Below are 16,540 nucleotides of genomic sequence, written 5' to 3'. Positions count from 1 at the left end.
TAAAGTGATGATACATTTAGGTATCAAAGTAAAAAATAAATGTAATAAAAAGTATTGTTAGGTATGTACACATATTCTTATAAGAAATGTGATTACATATAAATAAAAAAACGGGAGGCAAATATGAAAAAGAAAGCACTTGTATCTCTGCTTGCACTTTCCATGGTAGTTGGTTCATTATCAGCTTGCGGAAAGCAGACACCTGCAGAGACAACACCGGACACTCAGGTTACTGAGGAACAGCCAGCTGACACAGCTGCAGATGCAGCAACAGAAGCGGCTGAAGAAGTAGTTGAAGAAGAGAACGTATCAACTGCTGATGAGCCTTCATCAATTCAGATGATCGAAGGTAAAGAGTATGGAGAGGATAAGGATTATGTATCTCTCTATGACAAGTTTGGAAAGCAGATCACAATCAATGATGTAACAGAGGATGAGTCCACAGGACTTGCATACCTCAATGTTGACGGCGAGAGCTATGAGCTCGGTCTTGACTTCCTTTCAATGGCAATGGTTTACAACACCACTACAGAAGGAACAAGCTTCGCTACAGAAGATGAAGTATACGCTGAGTGGTGGAAATACTACATCACACGTTGGAATCACCTTCTTCCTGAGATTCCTCTTTACTCAAACGAGTACTATGATCTCTACAACGCAGCTATCAAGGGCGTAGACAAGTTCCCTACCAACCCTTACTGGGATCCTGCAAGAGCACTTATCGACTGGACTTCAGAGAAGGATGACAACTCAATCATCCTGGGAAGCTCAACAGACCTTTCAGGTAAGTTCAGATACGCAATCTTCGGTGCAAGCTCACCCGGATCAGCTGACCTTGACATTCAGAACCTTACAAACGGTCTTGAGACTGTAGCTCCTACCAAGGAGGGTGGTTATGTTGTTAACGATACTGTTGTAGACAGCTTCGATGATACAGATAACGATGACGGATCCAAGACATACACAATCAAGATCAAGGATGACCTTGTATTCTCAGATGGTTCACCTATCAAGGCTAAGAACTATCTCTACAGAGTACTTGCATTCTCAACTCCTGTAGCTGCTGAGGCTGCCGGCAAGGATCACAGAGCTCTTATGAACTTTGTTGGTTTCGACGCATTCAACAAGTACGACGGAACAAACGATGGTGTTGATGACGCATCTAAGATTATGAAGGGTGTTCGTCTTATCGACGATTACACATTCTCTGTAACAGTAGATCCTCAGTACCTTCCTTATTTCTATGCAATCACATACGCTTCACTTTATCCATCACCCAAGGAGCTTTGGCTCGGTGATTTTGATATCGCTGATGACGGTGAGGGTGTTTACATTGAGGATGGCTTCTATGAGAAGAACGGTGACAGCTTCAAGATGGCTGCACACATCACAGAGTCTTCCAATAACACAGATACCAAGTATCCTTACTCAGGTCCTTACGTAGTTAAGTCCTTCGATGCAGGCGACAAGTCAGCAGTTCTTGAGATCAACGAGAACTTCAAGGGTAACTATGAGGGTGTTAAGCCTTCAATCCAGAAGGTAATCTACAAGAAGGTTATCGCTGAGACACAGCTTGAGGACTTCAAGGCAGGCGGTGTAGACGTTCTTGCAGCTATCACAGGTGGTTCTGCAACAGACGAAGCTATCGCACTTGCTGATGGCTCCGACGGCGCATATGTTTACACACACTATTCAAGAGCTGGTTATGGTAAGCTTGGCTTCCGTAACGACTTTGGTCCTGTACAGTACACAGCAGTTCGTCAGGCTATCGCATTCTGCATGGACAGAGCTACATTTGCCAAGGACTTCACCGGTGGTTACGGCGGAGTTGTAGACGGACCTTACTATGCAGGTTCTTGGATGTACAAGCAGGCTGTTAGCCAGGGCATGCTCCTTGATGCTTATGATACATCCGTAGATTCAGCTATTGAAGTTCTTGAGAACGACGGTTGGGTATACAACGCAGAAGGTGGCGAGTACACTGAGGGCGTTCGTTATAAGAAGATTGCAGGCGATGTTGCTACAGAGAAGGATAAGAACTATCAGTCAATCGATGGTGCTTACAAGACTGTAGAGGTTAACGGTGACTACTACATGCCTCTTGCACTTAACTGGTACGGTACTGTTGACAACGAGTTCTCAGATCTCCTTGTAACAGGTTTCGAGCAGAACGACAACATTGCAGCAGCCGGTTTCGTAGTTCAGAAGACAACCGGTGACTTCGCTCCCATGCTTGATGAGCTCTATCAGCAGCAGGTATACGGCTACTACAGCGGAACACCTCTTTACACTTGCTTCAACTTTGCAACTGGTTTCAACTCAGCTGTATATGACTATTCATTCAATATGACAATCGATCCTAGCATGTACGATGACAATTCTCAGTACTACATCAAGGACAAGGCAGATATTTATTGGAACAAATAATTTCTACTTCCATTATTTGTAGAAATGTGTTAATATGAGTAACTGACTTATGGTCCACGGTCATGATGAAGTATATCGTGACCGTGGATTTATGTTGGTTTAACGAGTTAAAGATTTAAATTGATAGATTGATTATGACTTCGAATATTTCTGCCCGGATCAGGGTAGTTTATATAGAAAGATATTTTTAGGAGGTTTCATCAAATGGGAAAGTATATCCTTAAGAGAATTGGCTATATGCTGGCTGTTCTTGTAGTATTATCCTTTATACTATTCCTTATATACAATCTGGTTCCAAACAACAGAGCTTACACAGATGCAAAAGCAGAGATGACTACAATGAAAACTCGTCTTCGTAATGCCAGTGAAGCTGAAAAAGAGAAGATGTTTGAGGATTTGTATGTGGAATATCAGCGTAAGTACGGTACTGATACCAAAAACATGGTTGTTAAGTATCTTAGATGGATAGGCTTCATGCCAAACTATTACGGAGAGTACTCCGGACTTATTCAGGGAGATTTCGGTTATTCTTATGAGCTTAAGGATGACGTTATTAACGTTGTTAAACAGCCGATGAAGAATACTGTTTTCATAAATATTTTTGCAACTATCCTGGCACTTGGAATCACAATCCCTCTTGGAATTGTCTGTGCCGTTAAGAAGGGAAGCAAAGGCGATCAGGTAATGCAGGTGGTAACCATCATCGGTTATTCACTTCCTTCCTTCGTTACAGCTATCCTCTTCGTATGGATCTTCTGCTCACTGCTTGGAATATTCCCTCCCAGTGGTATGAAGACACCGGGAAGTAACTACACAGGATGGAAGTGGTTCACAGACAGAATGTACTACATGGCACTTCCTCTTATTACTATGACATTCTGCTCACTGGGTTCTATGACAAGATACGTTAGAGCTTCTATGATCGATGCTCTTTCCCTTGACTGCATCAGAACTGCAAGAGCTAAGGGTGTTACAGAGAAGGCAGTTATCTACTCCCATGCGTGGAGAAATGCTCTTATTCCTATTGTTACACTTGTTGTAGGATGGTTCCTTGGTATTTTCGGCGGATCACTTATGTTTGAGAATATCTTTGGTATCAACGGAATGGGTAAGCTGATGATCCAGTCACTTCGTACACAGGACTTTGACGTAGTTGTACTGTTACAGCTTTTCTATGTTGCTATTTCTCTTATAGGCAACCTGATAATCGATATTGTATACGGACTTGTTGACCCCAGAGTCAGAGTAAGCGCCTAAGGAGCATGGAGATTGAGATGAAAAAGAAGAATTTTTTTAGTCGTATGTGCGGTTGGGTACGCAGAGCATTCTTCGGCGGAAGCAGAGAACTTGCTAATTCCGTGGATGTTGAAGAAGTAGTAACCCCAATTCAGCAGATAATCAGAAATTTCATGGAACGCAAGCTCGCTGTTGGAGCATTATGCGTGGTTATAGGTATGTTCTTGCTGGTATTTATCGGACCGCTTTTCATGCCAAAATATTATGATTCTTATACTGAAGTTACACAGAAAAACGTTGCTCCCACACTGAGCATGATGAAGGTTCCCTCAGAACTTAAGAATGATATCAAGATGATCGACAGCTATGGTTCATTCTCAGTAGGACTTTCAAATGCAGGTAAGGTTTATGTTTGGGGAGCTACACAGCTTGGAACAACCGGTATCAATATCGGTGAGATTCCTGAGTCTGTACAGAATGACAAGATTGCTTATGTAGCAGCAGGTATCGACCATATCATCGCCATCAGTGAGACCGGTAAGGTTTATGGCTGGGGTTCCAACAAGCATGGCCAGTATGTTACAACTGATAAGGAAGTTCTTGAGATGCTTGAAGAGGCTGAGGAGTCAGTCAGCGATGAGGACGCTGCTCTTCTTGAAGAGGCTGGTGTTTCTGCAGCAGAGGAGTCTTCTGAGGAAGGCGCCGAAGTAGAGGAAGCAGCTGCTGAAGAAGTTGCAGCCGAGGTTGAAGAAACCAAGGAAATCGATAAGGCTGTTTCTGTAGGAGAGAACATCATTCCTATGCCTACAGAGCTTGTAACAGGAACAATTGATGTTGCCAATGTTAAGAAGCTTGTTTGCGGATATCAGTGTACTGCTATCCTTATGAACGACGGTAAGCTTTATATTTGGGGTAACACCAATGCTTATCAGAATATCAACAGCTTTGTTGATAAGGATGGACTTATTGACATCGACTTTACACTTAACTATATAGTTGGTCTTACCGAGCAGGGTACATCTGTTTACACAGGTAAGAGAGGCCTTTACGATCAGTATCGTGCCAACATCAATTCTTCCGCCAAGGCTTCCAAGAAGTTCTTGAACGGAAGAAAGATCACATCAATTTATGCAACAAACAATCACCTTTGCGGTTTGTTGGATGACGGAAGCCTGTTCTTTGCAGGTAACTTCCCTCAGGACTCAGTTCCTATGCCTCAGCTTCATGAGGGTGAGACAATTGAGCAGCTTGCTGCCGGAACCTATCACTATACAGCTCTTACTTCTGAGGGCAGAGTGCTTTCATGGGGCGGTTCAACACTTAACCAGACAGATGTTCCTGCAGATGTAAACGGCAAGACTGCTAAGATCTTTGCCGGTGCTTTCCAGAGCTACGCTGTTGATTCAAATAATGCACTTGTTGGCAAGTGGGGACTTAAGGGATACTTATTCGGAACCGACGGATACGGCGCAGATATCTTCCAGCGTATTATCCAGGGTGGTAAGATGACCATGACCATCGGTGCTGTAGCGGTTATCATTTCTACAATCATCGGTATTATCGTTGGATGTCTTTCCGGATACTTCGGAGGAGCTGTTGATATCATCCTCATGCGTGTGGCAGAGATTTTTGCAGCTATTCCTTTCCTTCCTTTCGCACTTATCCTTTCAGCTATCATGGCTCAGATGGATATTTCAGAGAATGAGAAGATCTTTATCCTGATGGCTATCCTTGGTATCCTTACCTGGACAGGTCTTGCACGAATGGTTAGAGGACAGGTTCTTGTTGCCCGTGAGAATGAGTATGTTACGGCTGCCAAGGCTATGGGTGTAAGAGAGGGACGTATTGCTTTCAGACACATCCTGCCTAACATCGTATCAATCATCTTCGTTACACTGACCCTGGATTTTGCAACCTGTATGCTTACAGAGTCATCACTTAGTTACCTTGGATTCGGTGTTACCTATCCCAGACCTACCTGGGGTAACATGCTTAATGGTGCCAACAATTCAACCATTATCAAGAACTACTGGTGGCAGTGGGTATTTACATCATTATTCCTTGCAGTTACCTGTATTTGTATAAACATTGTAGGTGATACGCTTCGAGATGTAATGGATCCAAAATCTGACCGTGATAAATAAGGGAGTATAAAGATGGCTTTATTAGAATTAAAAGATTTACATACCTTTTTTAGAACAAAAAAGGGCATAGTTAGAGCTGTCAACGGTGTTTCCTATTCGGTTGATGAAGGAAAGACCATTGGCGTAGTAGGTGAGTCCGGATCCGGTAAGAGTGTATCTGCCATGAGTATTCTGCAGCTTCTTGACGGTAACGGATATATTGACAGCGGTGAGATCCTTTTCGAAGGAAAAGACCTTACCAAGCTTTCAGAGAAAGAAATGTACAAGGTTCGTGGTAACGACATCTCAGTTATTTTCCAGGAGCCTATGACAAGCTTAAACCCTGTATTTACTGTTGAGAGACAGGTTAGTGAGCCTTTCATCATCCACCAGGGAATGAACAAGAAAGAGGCAGCTGAGAAGGTTATCGAGATGCTTAAGGACGTTAAGATCCCTAACCCTCATATCGTTGCCAAGCAGTATCCTCATCAGCTTTCAGGTGGTATGAGACAGCGTGTTATGATCGCTATGGCTCTTGCCTGCAAGCCCAAGCTTCTTATTGCCGATGAGCCTACAACTGCGCTGGATGTTACAATTCAGGCACAGATCCTTAAGCTCATGAATGACCTTAAGACTGAGTACAATACATCAATCATTTTCATTACTCATGACCTTGGTGTTATCAGACAGATCGCTGATACCATCGCCGTTATGTACTGCGGACAGGTTGTTGAGCTGACAGATGCTGAGACTGTATTCCATGTTTCAGAGTACTCACATCCATATACTGAAGGACTTATGGTTTCCATTCCGAGACTTGATACTCCTTCCAACCAGAGACTTGATGCTATCCCGGGAGCAGTACCTCATCCTCTTAAGCTTCCCAAGGGATGCAAGTTCGCACCTCGTTGCAAATATGCTACCGAGAAGTGCATGAACGAAGAGCCACCGCTTACCAAGGTACGCGAGGGCCAGTTAGTAAGATGTTTCTATGCTAGAAAGGAGGATCGTCATGCCACAAAATGATAAAGTCCTTCTGAAGATCACAAACTTAAAGCAGTATTTCCCCGTTGGTAAAAAGGGAATGTACGTAAAGGCCAACGATGGCATTTCACTTGATATTTACGAAGGCGAGACCCTTGGTCTTGTAGGTGAGTCAGGATGTGGTAAGTCCACATTTGGACGTACACTTCTTCAGCTTTACCGTCAGACAGACGGAAGAACAATGTACTATGGTTCTTCTCTGGATGAGCTTGCACCTAAGTATGTAAAGAAGACTGTTTCTAATCTTACCAAGCTCAAGAAGAAAATGAATGAGTATCAGGCTGATTATGAAAAGGCTCAGAAAGAGTACGATGCAGCCGATGATAAGAAGAAACTTCAGCTTCACACTGACCTTATGGCCAAGAAGAAAACTGCAGAGGATGCATACCTCAACATCGTTAACCTTGTTGGTGGTTTCATCGTTGCAGATGATCTTGCTCCCATCGAGAAGATCTATATGGAGAGATACAATGCCTGTGCTCAGCTTTCCAAGGACATTGGCAAGTATCAGTCAGCTAAGCTTGATTATGACGAGCTTGAGTACGTTGTAAACAAGAAGGGCGACAAGGCAACAGATTCAGAAAAGAACAAGCTTGCTTCTCTTAAGAAGAAGGCGGATTCTTTCGAGCAGTCCATGAAGGATGATCAGAACATCATCGCCGGTATCGATAAGAGAATCGAGGAACTTAGACAGAACTATAAGAGCAACGCTGAGTTTGATAAGCATGAAGCTTGCAGAGACGAGGGTATCGACCTTGCAAGACTCTCCTACAACGAGGTTCGTCTCATAAGAGATCAGCTTCAGTATATCTTCCAGGATCCATATTCATCACTGAATCCCAGAATGACTGTAGGAACCCTTATCGGAGAAGGCCTTAAGGCTCACAGCTACTGCAAGAAAGACAACGAGAGAATGCAGGACATGGTTATCAAGATCATGGAAGAGTGTGGTCTCGCAGGCTATTTCGTTAACAGATTTGCTCACCAGTTCTCCGGTGGACAGAGACAGCGTATCGGTATCGCACGAAGCCTTGCCGTTAACCCTAAATTCGTTGTATGTGATGAGGCGGTTTCAGCTCTTGACGTTTCAATTCAGTCACAGATCCTGAACCTATTGTCAGATCTTAAGGAGCAGAAGAACCTTACATACCTTTTCATCACACATGACCTTTCCGTTGTTAAGTATATCTCAGACAGAATCGGTGTTATGTATCTTGGTAACCTGGTTGAGCTTGCTACTTCAGAAGACATTTTTGCTTCACCTGCTCATCCTTACACCAAGGCGCTTTTGGAATCAATTCCCACAACAGAGGAGAAGAAGGATCTGGTTGTTCTCGAAGGAGATATCCCCAGCCCTGTTAACCCTCCTAAGGGATGTAAGTTCCACACAAGATGTAAGTACTGCACAGAGATCTGTGAGCATGTAGTTCCCGATTGGGAGGAGATTTCTCCTAATCACTTCGTAGCTTGTCACCATAAGCTCGTATAAGGTAATTGTATGTGGTGGAATAGAAAAGTAGACAGACTGTTCAAAGTAAATAAGGACAAGAAGGAGAGTACTCCCGATATCTATGACGATGAGTACTATGATCCAAATGAGGACAGGATAGAGCCTACGGTGGGAGATAATCTTGAAAAAGGTGATCTCTTTGCCATGATAGTGTCGGCCTGGATAACCATAGTACCCATAAGCCTTGGTATTCTTGTTGGAATCGTACTGCTGGCATGGCTGTTGCTTGGTCTGTTCTGATAAGCTTATAAATAGACATAATAATACCCCGAAATTCCTGATATGGAATTTCGGGGTGTTTTGTTATCTTGGATCAGATATTATCAGCTATTGTCGATTATTGTACAGAGGTCTCTTCTGCGGCTGTTGTAGCTCCTTCAGCGGCGCTGAGATAATCTGTTACGCCTGTTACGAGATAAGTGCCTGTATCGGCGTTTTTTTCAAGTTTAAGGGCTATTGCATAGTCCTGAGGTGCGGAAGCCTTAATAAGGTCTTCATAGGTCTGCAAAGCTACGAGAAAGACATCATTTAGTATCTTGGACTGAGTGGCTTCTTCGCCCTGCTCGGCGTAGAGAGTGGCAATCTCTTCTTCGTGTTCGGAAGAGTAGGCGCCTGCGGCCTCCATTACCTTCTCGGAGGTGGAGCTGCTCTTGATGATATCTACAGGAAAATCAGTGGTTATTGTTGCGATGGCTGTGACAGAACCGTCATCATTGGCGGTAACTTCTTTGACCTCATAGCCTGTTACCATGTTGGAAAAGAGGTTGCAGAACTCATCCAGTTCGCTTAAGGTCTCCGCAGTAAGATCCGAAGTATCCTGACCTGAGAGAATCTGTTCTGCCAGGTATCCGGAATCGAAGAGCTTGACGAAGGTGCCGGATGCAACCTCATCGGTACAGTAGTCATTGATTCCTTCGGTCTGACCTGAAGCAACTACCTTGAGGAAATTGTCGGCAGTATCCTTGGCAGCATTCTTGTCTGCGGAAGATACACATCCCGTGAGAAGAGATATAGATAAACAGACGCCGGTTAAATAAGCGCCGATTTTGCCAAATTTGACCATAAAAAACTCCTTTAATGTTCAGTAATTATAATTCTTGCACAAAGCTTAGTATAGCATAAATGAGACAATTATCCAAAGAGTATCGCAATTGCAACAATTTGATGTTAAAATATGGTTAAGTGTTTTTATTTTAATCTTTGTGTCAAGGAGGGTTTTTAATGAGAGTTCTTTTTAGCGAAGGCGTTGTTAAAGAGGTCACAGCTGTTGAAGTTAAGCCGCTGGACTTTGGCGATGGTCAGATCAGCGGAACAGAAATGGATTTCCTTCTTAGTACCGGTGACAGTATCAAATATATCTACAGCCAGAATGTGGCGATAGAAGAGTCCGGCCAGAGAGCCATTGATTTTGTCAGAGCACTGTACACTAACGGCATTGCAGATTTCTCACACGAGCCTGTTGAGATGCTTTAAGAATATCAACTGAATATTTATATAAAAGGAAAAGGTCCTATGCTCATTCAGCACAGGACCTTTTAATACTGCGTATCTTCCATGGTTTTCTCCGTTTTATTTGAGAAAGATCATCTTTTTCCAAGACAACCCTGGTTTTTAAGTTCGATTAACAAATCAAAAACAACCCCCAATGGCAAACCGGTGATATGAGCAACCTTCTCCGGATCCGGATAGTACTCATCTTCACAGTCGCGTCGGATGCAGTCCATGATTTCCATCTTAACATCACATGTAGCTGTCATACACTGTCTACCTCCTTTCCTGAATAGTCTAATAATTAAGTCGCAGGTAAATCCTGCTCTCTTATATTATATCGTAAAATCGGATAAAAAGTTAATCTTTTTGTAGAAAAAAATTAAAAAATTTATAAATTCATAATATTAAAAAACCTCCGGCAGGACACTTAATTAGTCTCTGCCGGAGGCGGTGAAATTGATTAAATAATGCCAACAAAAGATATTAATTTAATTAGTCTGCATATCCTTAAGCTTATTGGCCTGCTGGAAGATATCTCCCAGGATGCCTTTGAACTCATCAAACTTGGCAACTGCTGCGTCAGAGGAGCGTACGCCCTCATTGGAGAGTGAAGCAACCTCCTGACTGGTAGCTGACAGATTGGAGATACTATCGTTGATCTCTGTGGTTGAGGATGCGATGGATTTCATGCCTTCGCCGATCTCAGCAAAGCGTGACAGCATCTCTGTTACATTTTCGTCAATGCAGTTGAAGTTCTCACCAACGGATTCGATCATTTCGTTCTGCTCGGTAACGGAGTTAACAGTATCGTCGATGCTGGCCATTGCCTTTTGTACATCTTCATTGAGTTCGTTGATGATGTTGGTGATTTGAGTGGAAGCTGTATTGGTTTCCTCAGCAAGTTCTCTTACATCATTAGCTACAACCGCAAAGCCCTTGCCGGCTTCACCGGCTCTTGCAGCCTCTATGCTGGCATTCAGTGCAAGAAGATTGGTCTGCTTGGATATTGACATAATGGAACCAACGATCTTCTGAACTTCTTCAACCTTATTGATAACAGCCTGTGTGGCATCAACGGTAACCTGACTCTGTTCTGATACGTTTTTGGATTTTTCCTTGAGGGCTTTTATTCCCTTTACACCTTCCTCAACAGCTGTTTGTGCATTTTCGGAAGCTGTTGTCATATTCTTGCGGTGCTGCTCGGTGGCATTTGTCTCTTCCTGAATCTCCTGAACTCTCTGGGCCTGGGCGGTGATGGCTTGAGCTGTGCTCTCCATACTGCTGGCGATGTCCTGCATACCTGAATGCTGGGATTCGATGATCTCCTGAAGGGACTGCATGTTGTCCTGAGAGGAATTGAACAGATTGGTTATGTTATTGGCAATCTCAGCCATCTGATTACCGGTGTTCATGGTCTTTTCGGCACTTTCGTTGATCACGGCGTTGTTTTCTTCATTGAATCTTGTAAGAAGTGTTACCGTATACAGGCATGCTATGAAGGCCAGAGCCAGAGTGATAAAGGCCGGTACATGAAGCATATCAAGCGTATGTGTTACGAAGTAGGCTTTCAAACAGGTAATAAGGAAAGAAAGTATAATTGCAGCAATACCTGCCTTACATAGCCTAACATTAAGATATATGATACTGCAGATCAGAATCGGCAGACCAAAGGCGAAATATACCAGGTTATCTTCGGCTATCAGGAGGATGAAATAGAAGATTGTTGAACCTCCCATTATTAGAATGGCTCCTCTTTTGATCGTAGGAAATACCATGTTCCCTGCAAAGACCATTATTCCGGCGATGAGGATGCCAATGAAGATGGCTATTTTTCCTCCGGTAAAGCCTTCACGGAATCCGTTGAAGATATTGATACCCAGACCACACATTAAAATGACCACGGTTACATAGAAACTGCTTCTGTTTGCGCAACGATATTGTTCAGCGTTCATAAAGAGTCCTTTCTGCATAAGCGTAAATAGCACACATATTTTCTTAGTATAAATTTTATCACATTAAAGAATACACATTTATTAAAAAACGATTATATATACATCAGAAAAGTAGCTGTACGTTTATCATTATTTAATTTAAATTTACACAATATTAAGACTATATTTGAAGGCAATAATGTAAAATTGAAATAGGATTTTGTGTAACAATTCACAAAACTGATACAAATATTCAGAATAAGGAGCAAGGATTATGAAGAAAATGAGTATTAGGGCAAAGATGTTGTTGTGCATACTCCCGGTTGTTGCAATAGCGATGATTCTTCTGACCTATATTGCAAGCAAAGAGCTGTCATCGCAAATCCAGGTGCAGTCAACGGAAGCGATGAATGCAACCACGCTTGCCGCATCAAAAGAGATGAATGGAAACCTGGAAATTGTCAGAACAACGGCTGTAAATATCGCAGCAATGGTATCCACATCTTATAAGTTTGTGGATATGAAAAGCTACGGAGCCACTCTTTCCAAAATATTGAATGAGAATGACTCCATGCTTGGTTCGGGACTATGGTTTGAGCCAAATGTTTTTGATGAAAATGAAAAATATATTGGCCCCTACTGGTACAAGGAAGGTACTCAGATAGTAGAGACCTGGGACTACAGCAATGCAGAGTATGATTATCTTAGCCAGGAATACTACACTAATGCAAAAGCCTTGTCAGAAGGACAGGCAATCATAACTAATCCTTATTATGATCCGACTTCAGGAAAAGTCATGTCCAGCTGCTCTGCTCCTATTTACGATAACGGAGCATATGTTGGTTGCGTTACAGTTGATATGGAGTTAACTGATATCGCCAATATGGTTAAGGCCATCCAGTTTGGTGAGACAGGAAAAGCTATGCTGGTAGACTCAGTAGGAACATATATTTCCTGCGATAATGAGGACTATGTTATGAATGGCGTAAATATCTCTGCGGATGAAAATGCCGAGCTTGCAGCTCTTGCTGAGATGATCGTTTCCAAGAGTGATGAAGATCCTCAGATGGCAGCCTTCATGGAGAACGGAACCAGAATAATCATAGACTTTGTAAATATCCCGGAAGTTAACTGGAAGCTTATTACCAGAAAGAACATAACAGAGCTGGAAGCTCCTGTTAATTCAGCTGTTCGTAAGCTTACTATCATCTGCGTAATAGCACTTTTGGCAGCCGCAGCAGTTATCTGGACATACGTAATGAGCATCGCCCGCAATATCAATAATGTTAAAAAGTTTGCAGGCGAACTTGCCAGCGGTGACTTTACCGTTGAAAAGATCAAGAGTAAGACTCAGGATGAACTTGGCCAGATGAGTGAGTCATTAAATAACATGTTTGAGAGTAACAAAGATGTTATCACCAAGATCTCCGACGGATCCGTACAGGTATCCGAGACCTCTACAGGTCTTGCAAATATGGCAAACGAGCTGTCCAGTCAGTTCAACAGCATTCAGGGCAATATCTCCGGTGTAAACGATGCCATGATGTCATCAGGTGCCGCAACAGAGCAGGTTAACGCTTCCGTTGAGGAAGTTAACGCATCTGTTCATCAGCTGGCTGCCGAGACAGAGAAGACCAGCAGCGAAGCTGCAGAGATCAAGGCAAGAGCTAAAGAGATTGAGAAAGAATCAAGACAGGCTCACGACTATGCTATTTCCATTGCAGAGCAGAGAGAAGCTGATCTTATTGAAGCTAACGAGAAGGCCAAGATCGTTGATCAGATCGGTACACTTGCCGATACCATCGCAGAGATCGCAGATCAGATCAACCTCCTTTCACTTAATGCAAGTATTGAGGCTGCAAGAGCAGGAGATGCAGGCAAGGGATTTGCGGTAGTTGCTTCTGAGATCAACAAGCTTGCCAGCAGCACATCTGAGGCGGTTGAACAGATCAGAGAAACAATCGACGGCGTACAGGGAGCTTTCGGAACCCTTTCAAGTTCTTCAGGCGAACTCCTTGGATTTATCAAGGATACAGTTACTCCTGATTATGACAAGTTCGTAGGACTTGCTAAACAGTACGGTGATGACGCTGATTCCTTCGGCGGATCCTCCGAGAACATCGCTCAGATGGTTGAGAATATCAGAGCATCTATGGAAGAAGTATCCAAGGCTATTCAGAACATTGCAGAGTCCACTCAGGATACGGCAGATTTGTCAAGCCAAGTGAACGATTCCGTAATGGCTGCGGCAGATGTTGTTTCCAATGTAAATGACATGTCCTCCAAGCAGGAAGCTATCGCAGGAACTCTGGAAGAGATCGTAGGCAAGTTCAAGATCAAATAAGTAATGGAATTAAGATAATAACAATAAGTTTGCTCCTAAAAATATTAAGGGCCGGTTCGTTTCCGAACCGGCCCTTATAGATTGCATTGGTATTGCTGGTGTATTACAGTGTGTCCATTCTGCGGATATATTGAGGCCTTCCGGACTCTCCATGGACATTCTGGGCATGAATGATCTTGGCCCATTTATCAACCACGGCGTTCTCAACGCGGATTCCTTCTTCAATCTGGGCATAAGCCATAATGATGGAATTGCGTACAACAGCGCCTTTCTTGATGGTAACACCACGGCCTATGATGGAATTTTCAACGGTGCCTTCAATCACACAGCCGTTTGAAACAAAGGAATTGGTGACCTTGGAAGTATCGAGATACTTGGTGGGGCAGGAGTCGGTGGTCCTTGTGTAGATGGGCCATTCTGCTCTGAAAAGGTCACTTGCAATGTTGTAATCAAGAAGCTCAAGAGAAGCATTGTAATAGTCATTAAGACTGGTAAGTGCTGCAAAGTAGCCTCTGTGCTGGAAGCCTCTGATATCCATTTCCTTGCACTTGATGTTGACGATGTCAGCAAGAGTGTAGATGGAGGATTCCCAGGCAGCTTCTTTGATAAGATTGATAAATACCTCTTTGCTCATGCAATAGGTATCCATAAATACGTTTTTCTCCTTGGCGGTACCAAGGTTCTTCTCAAGGGATTCAATACCCTTTTGCTTGTTCATGTTAAGAATCTTGCAGCCTCTGAAGTATTCTCTTGCATTATCTACCTTCTGGTAGAGAAGAGTTACATCGGCGCCTGAGGCGATATGAGCATCAAGAACCTGTCTGTAGTCCTGCTTATATACCATGTAGCTGGGAGCGATGATAACGTAGTCCTGATGCATTCTCTGAATAATATCGATATTCTCAAGGAATGCCGAAATATCAGTGTTGTAAATTGAACGGGTAGAACTGTTCTCTGAGAAAAGAAGCTGTATCTTACCGCGCTTGGAGTTGATGTTGTAATGTCTTCCGGATCCTACATGTTCTGCGATGGATCTGGGACGGGAGCGTACATATACCTGGATACGGTTGATGTCGCTGTTACTCATATTGGAGATAGGGAAGTCGATGACCCTGAATCTTCCAAGGAATGAGAAGGAGCCGATAGGGCGGTAATCATGAAGACCCTCTACATATATGCTGCTATCTGCGGAGGATACAATGCCAAATGCTTTTGGTGCCATTATTTGTTACCTCCTTTCACATTTTTTGCAACAAGCAGAATGTTCTCACTGTTTCGCTGACCGACCTTGGCCTTGGCGCCTATTCTTACATTCTCTGCCACAAGTGCTCTTGTGACCACAGCGCCTTCTTCAACGACTACGCCGGGCATGAGTACGGAATCGGTAACCTTCGCTCCGGGAGCCACTACAGCGCCGGTAAAGAGAACTGAATTGGTAACCTGACCTTCAACGCGAACGCCTTGAGTGATATAGGCATGTTTAACCTTGGCATCTTTTCCGATGTACTGAGGAAGAGTGGACACATCCTCGGTGTAGATAAGCCAGGAGGAGTCGTTAAGATTGAGCTCGTTCTTGGGATCCAGAAGATCCATGTTAGCTTCCCAAAGGGAGTCGATGGTTCCCACATCCTTCCAGTAGCCGGAGAACTCATAGGCAACAAGCTTCTTACCTTCGCCAAGCATCCTGGGGATGATATTCTTACCGAAATCGTGATCGGAGTCAGGATTATTCATATCAGCAACAAGCATCTTGCGAAGATTCTTCCAGTTGAAGATATAGATACCCATTGATGCCAGATTGCTCTTGGGCTTGGCGGGCTTTTCTTCAAACTCTACGATCTTGCCCTTGCCATCGGTATTCATGATACCGAAACGACTGGCTTCCTTCATGGGCACGGGACGAACGGCAATGGTAGCGTCGGCGCCCATTTCCTTGTGGTAGGCAAGCATCTTTTCGTAATTCATTTTGTAGATGTGATCTCCCGAAAGAATAAGAAGATACTCGGGATTGTAGTTATCGATAAAATCGATATTCTGAGATATTGCATCAGCGGTTCCGCGATAGACATCAAGCCCCTCATCGGCTTTTTCGCGGGGAGTAAGAACATATACGCCGCTGTCCTTGGAGTCGAGCCCCCAACGTCCGTCCTGAGCAACATAGCTGTTTAAGAGAACGGATTCGTACTGCGTGAGCACACCGATTACATTGATGCCGCTGTTGGCACAGTTACTAAGTGGAAAGTCGATTATACGGTATTTCCCGCCATAGAAAACTGCGGGCTTGGCCACTTTTGTAGTCAGGTCTTTCAACCTGCTGCCACGACCGCCTGCCAGAATCATGGCTAACATTTCAACTTGAGCCATATTTAGTTTCCCCCTGTTACTTTTTTTAAAAGAACTCTTGTGAAAATATTCTATGTCTATGATAACACAT

The 16,540-nt window shown here is 43.5% G+C and carries 13 protein-coding genes; 8 read left to right on the top strand and 5 right to left on the bottom strand.

Annotated elements, in window-relative coordinates:
- The first annotated feature begins 123 nt into the window (after nucleotides 1–123).
- The 6 genes from G588_RS0100835 (at nucleotide 124) to G588_RS18630 (ending at nucleotide 8,580) form a co-directional block, all read left to right on the top strand.
- Nucleotides 124–2,427 carry an ABC transporter substrate-binding protein gene (locus G588_RS0100835; protein ID WP_022776860.1) on the top strand — a complete coding sequence of 768 codons (2,304 nt, stop codon included), beginning with the start codon at nucleotides 124–126 and terminating at the stop codon, nucleotides 2,425–2,427.
- A 204-nt stretch (nucleotides 2,428–2,631) separates the two neighbouring features.
- A complete protein-coding gene (locus G588_RS0100830) occupies nucleotides 2,632–3,684 on the top strand; it encodes an ABC transporter permease (RefSeq protein WP_022776859.1) in 1,053 nt (350 codons plus the stop codon).
- Between the two features lie 17 nt (nucleotides 3,685–3,701).
- Nucleotides 3,702–5,807 (top strand): ABC transporter permease subunit, encoded by a 2,106-nt coding sequence (locus G588_RS21115; protein WP_022776858.1) that lies wholly within the window; start codon nucleotides 3,702–3,704, stop codon nucleotides 5,805–5,807.
- Nucleotides 5,808–5,819: 12 nt separating this feature from the next.
- A complete protein-coding gene (locus tag G588_RS0100820; RefSeq protein ID WP_022776857.1) occupies nucleotides 5,820–6,812 on the top strand; it encodes an ABC transporter ATP-binding protein in 993 nt (330 codons plus the stop codon).
- Entirely contained in the window at nucleotides 6,799–8,319 is a 1,521-nt protein-coding gene (locus G588_RS23235; protein ID WP_022776856.1) for an ABC transporter ATP-binding protein, read from the top strand. Before G588_RS0100820 ends, G588_RS23235 begins: the two co-directional genes overlap by 14 nt.
- Nucleotides 8,320–8,328: 9 nt before the next feature.
- On the top strand, nucleotides 8,329–8,580 hold the full coding sequence (locus tag G588_RS18630; RefSeq protein ID WP_022776855.1) for a hypothetical protein: 252 nt from the start codon (nucleotides 8,329–8,331) through the stop codon (nucleotides 8,578–8,580).
- A 97-nt stretch (nucleotides 8,581–8,677) separates the two neighbouring features.
- On the opposite strand, the gene G588_RS0100805 is transcribed toward G588_RS18630, so the two are convergent.
- A complete protein-coding gene (locus G588_RS0100805) occupies nucleotides 8,678–9,403 on the bottom strand; it encodes a hypothetical protein (RefSeq protein WP_022776854.1) in 726 nt (241 codons plus the stop codon).
- A gap of 158 nt (nucleotides 9,404–9,561) precedes the next feature.
- Here G588_RS0100805 and G588_RS0100800 point away from each other — a divergent pair, with 158 nt between their 5' ends.
- Nucleotides 9,562–9,813, top strand: a complete 252-nt coding sequence (locus G588_RS0100800) for a hypothetical protein (RefSeq protein ID WP_022776853.1) — start codon at nucleotides 9,562–9,564, stop codon at nucleotides 9,811–9,813.
- Nucleotides 9,814–9,923: 110 nt separating this feature from the next.
- Here G588_RS0100800 and G588_RS22320 read toward each other — a convergent pair whose 3' ends face one another.
- Together G588_RS22320 and G588_RS21110 are read right to left on the bottom strand one after the other, a co-directional pair.
- Nucleotides 9,924–10,097, bottom strand: a complete 174-nt coding sequence (locus tag G588_RS22320; RefSeq protein WP_022776852.1) for a hypothetical protein — start codon at nucleotides 10,095–10,097, stop codon at nucleotides 9,924–9,926.
- Nucleotides 10,098–10,319: 222 nt separating this feature from the next.
- Nucleotides 10,320–11,783, bottom strand: coding sequence for a methyl-accepting chemotaxis protein (locus G588_RS21110; protein WP_026668496.1), 1,464 nt, complete (start codon nucleotides 11,781–11,783; stop codon nucleotides 10,320–10,322).
- 262 nt (nucleotides 11,784–12,045) lie between these two features.
- Here G588_RS21110 and G588_RS0100785 point away from each other — a divergent pair, with 262 nt between their 5' ends.
- Nucleotides 12,046–14,106 (top strand): methyl-accepting chemotaxis protein, encoded by a 2,061-nt coding sequence (locus tag G588_RS0100785; protein WP_196804917.1) that lies wholly within the window; start codon nucleotides 12,046–12,048, stop codon nucleotides 14,104–14,106.
- A gap of 103 nt (nucleotides 14,107–14,209) precedes the next feature.
- Here the strand turns inward: G588_RS0100785 and glgD are convergent, their stop codons facing one another.
- Both glgD and G588_RS0100775 read right to left on the bottom strand, forming a co-directional pair.
- A complete protein-coding gene (gene glgD / locus G588_RS0100780; protein ID WP_022776849.1) occupies nucleotides 14,210–15,328 on the bottom strand; it encodes a glucose-1-phosphate adenylyltransferase subunit GlgD in 1,119 nt (372 codons plus the stop codon).
- Nucleotides 15,328–16,470: a glucose-1-phosphate adenylyltransferase gene (locus G588_RS0100775; protein ID WP_022776848.1), complete on the bottom strand. Its 1,143-nt coding sequence runs from the start codon at nucleotides 16,468–16,470 to the stop codon at nucleotides 15,328–15,330. The genes glgD and G588_RS0100775 overlap by 1 nt, the downstream gene beginning before the upstream one ends.
- Nucleotides 16,471–16,540 lie beyond the last annotated feature (70 nt).

This window comes from Butyrivibrio sp. AE3009 (assembly GCF_000420845.1).
Classification (GTDB): domain Bacteria; phylum Bacillota; class Clostridia; order Lachnospirales; family Lachnospiraceae; genus Butyrivibrio.
Note: the sequence above shows the minus strand (reverse complement) of the source record. Positions and strands in the feature narration are given on the sequence as shown.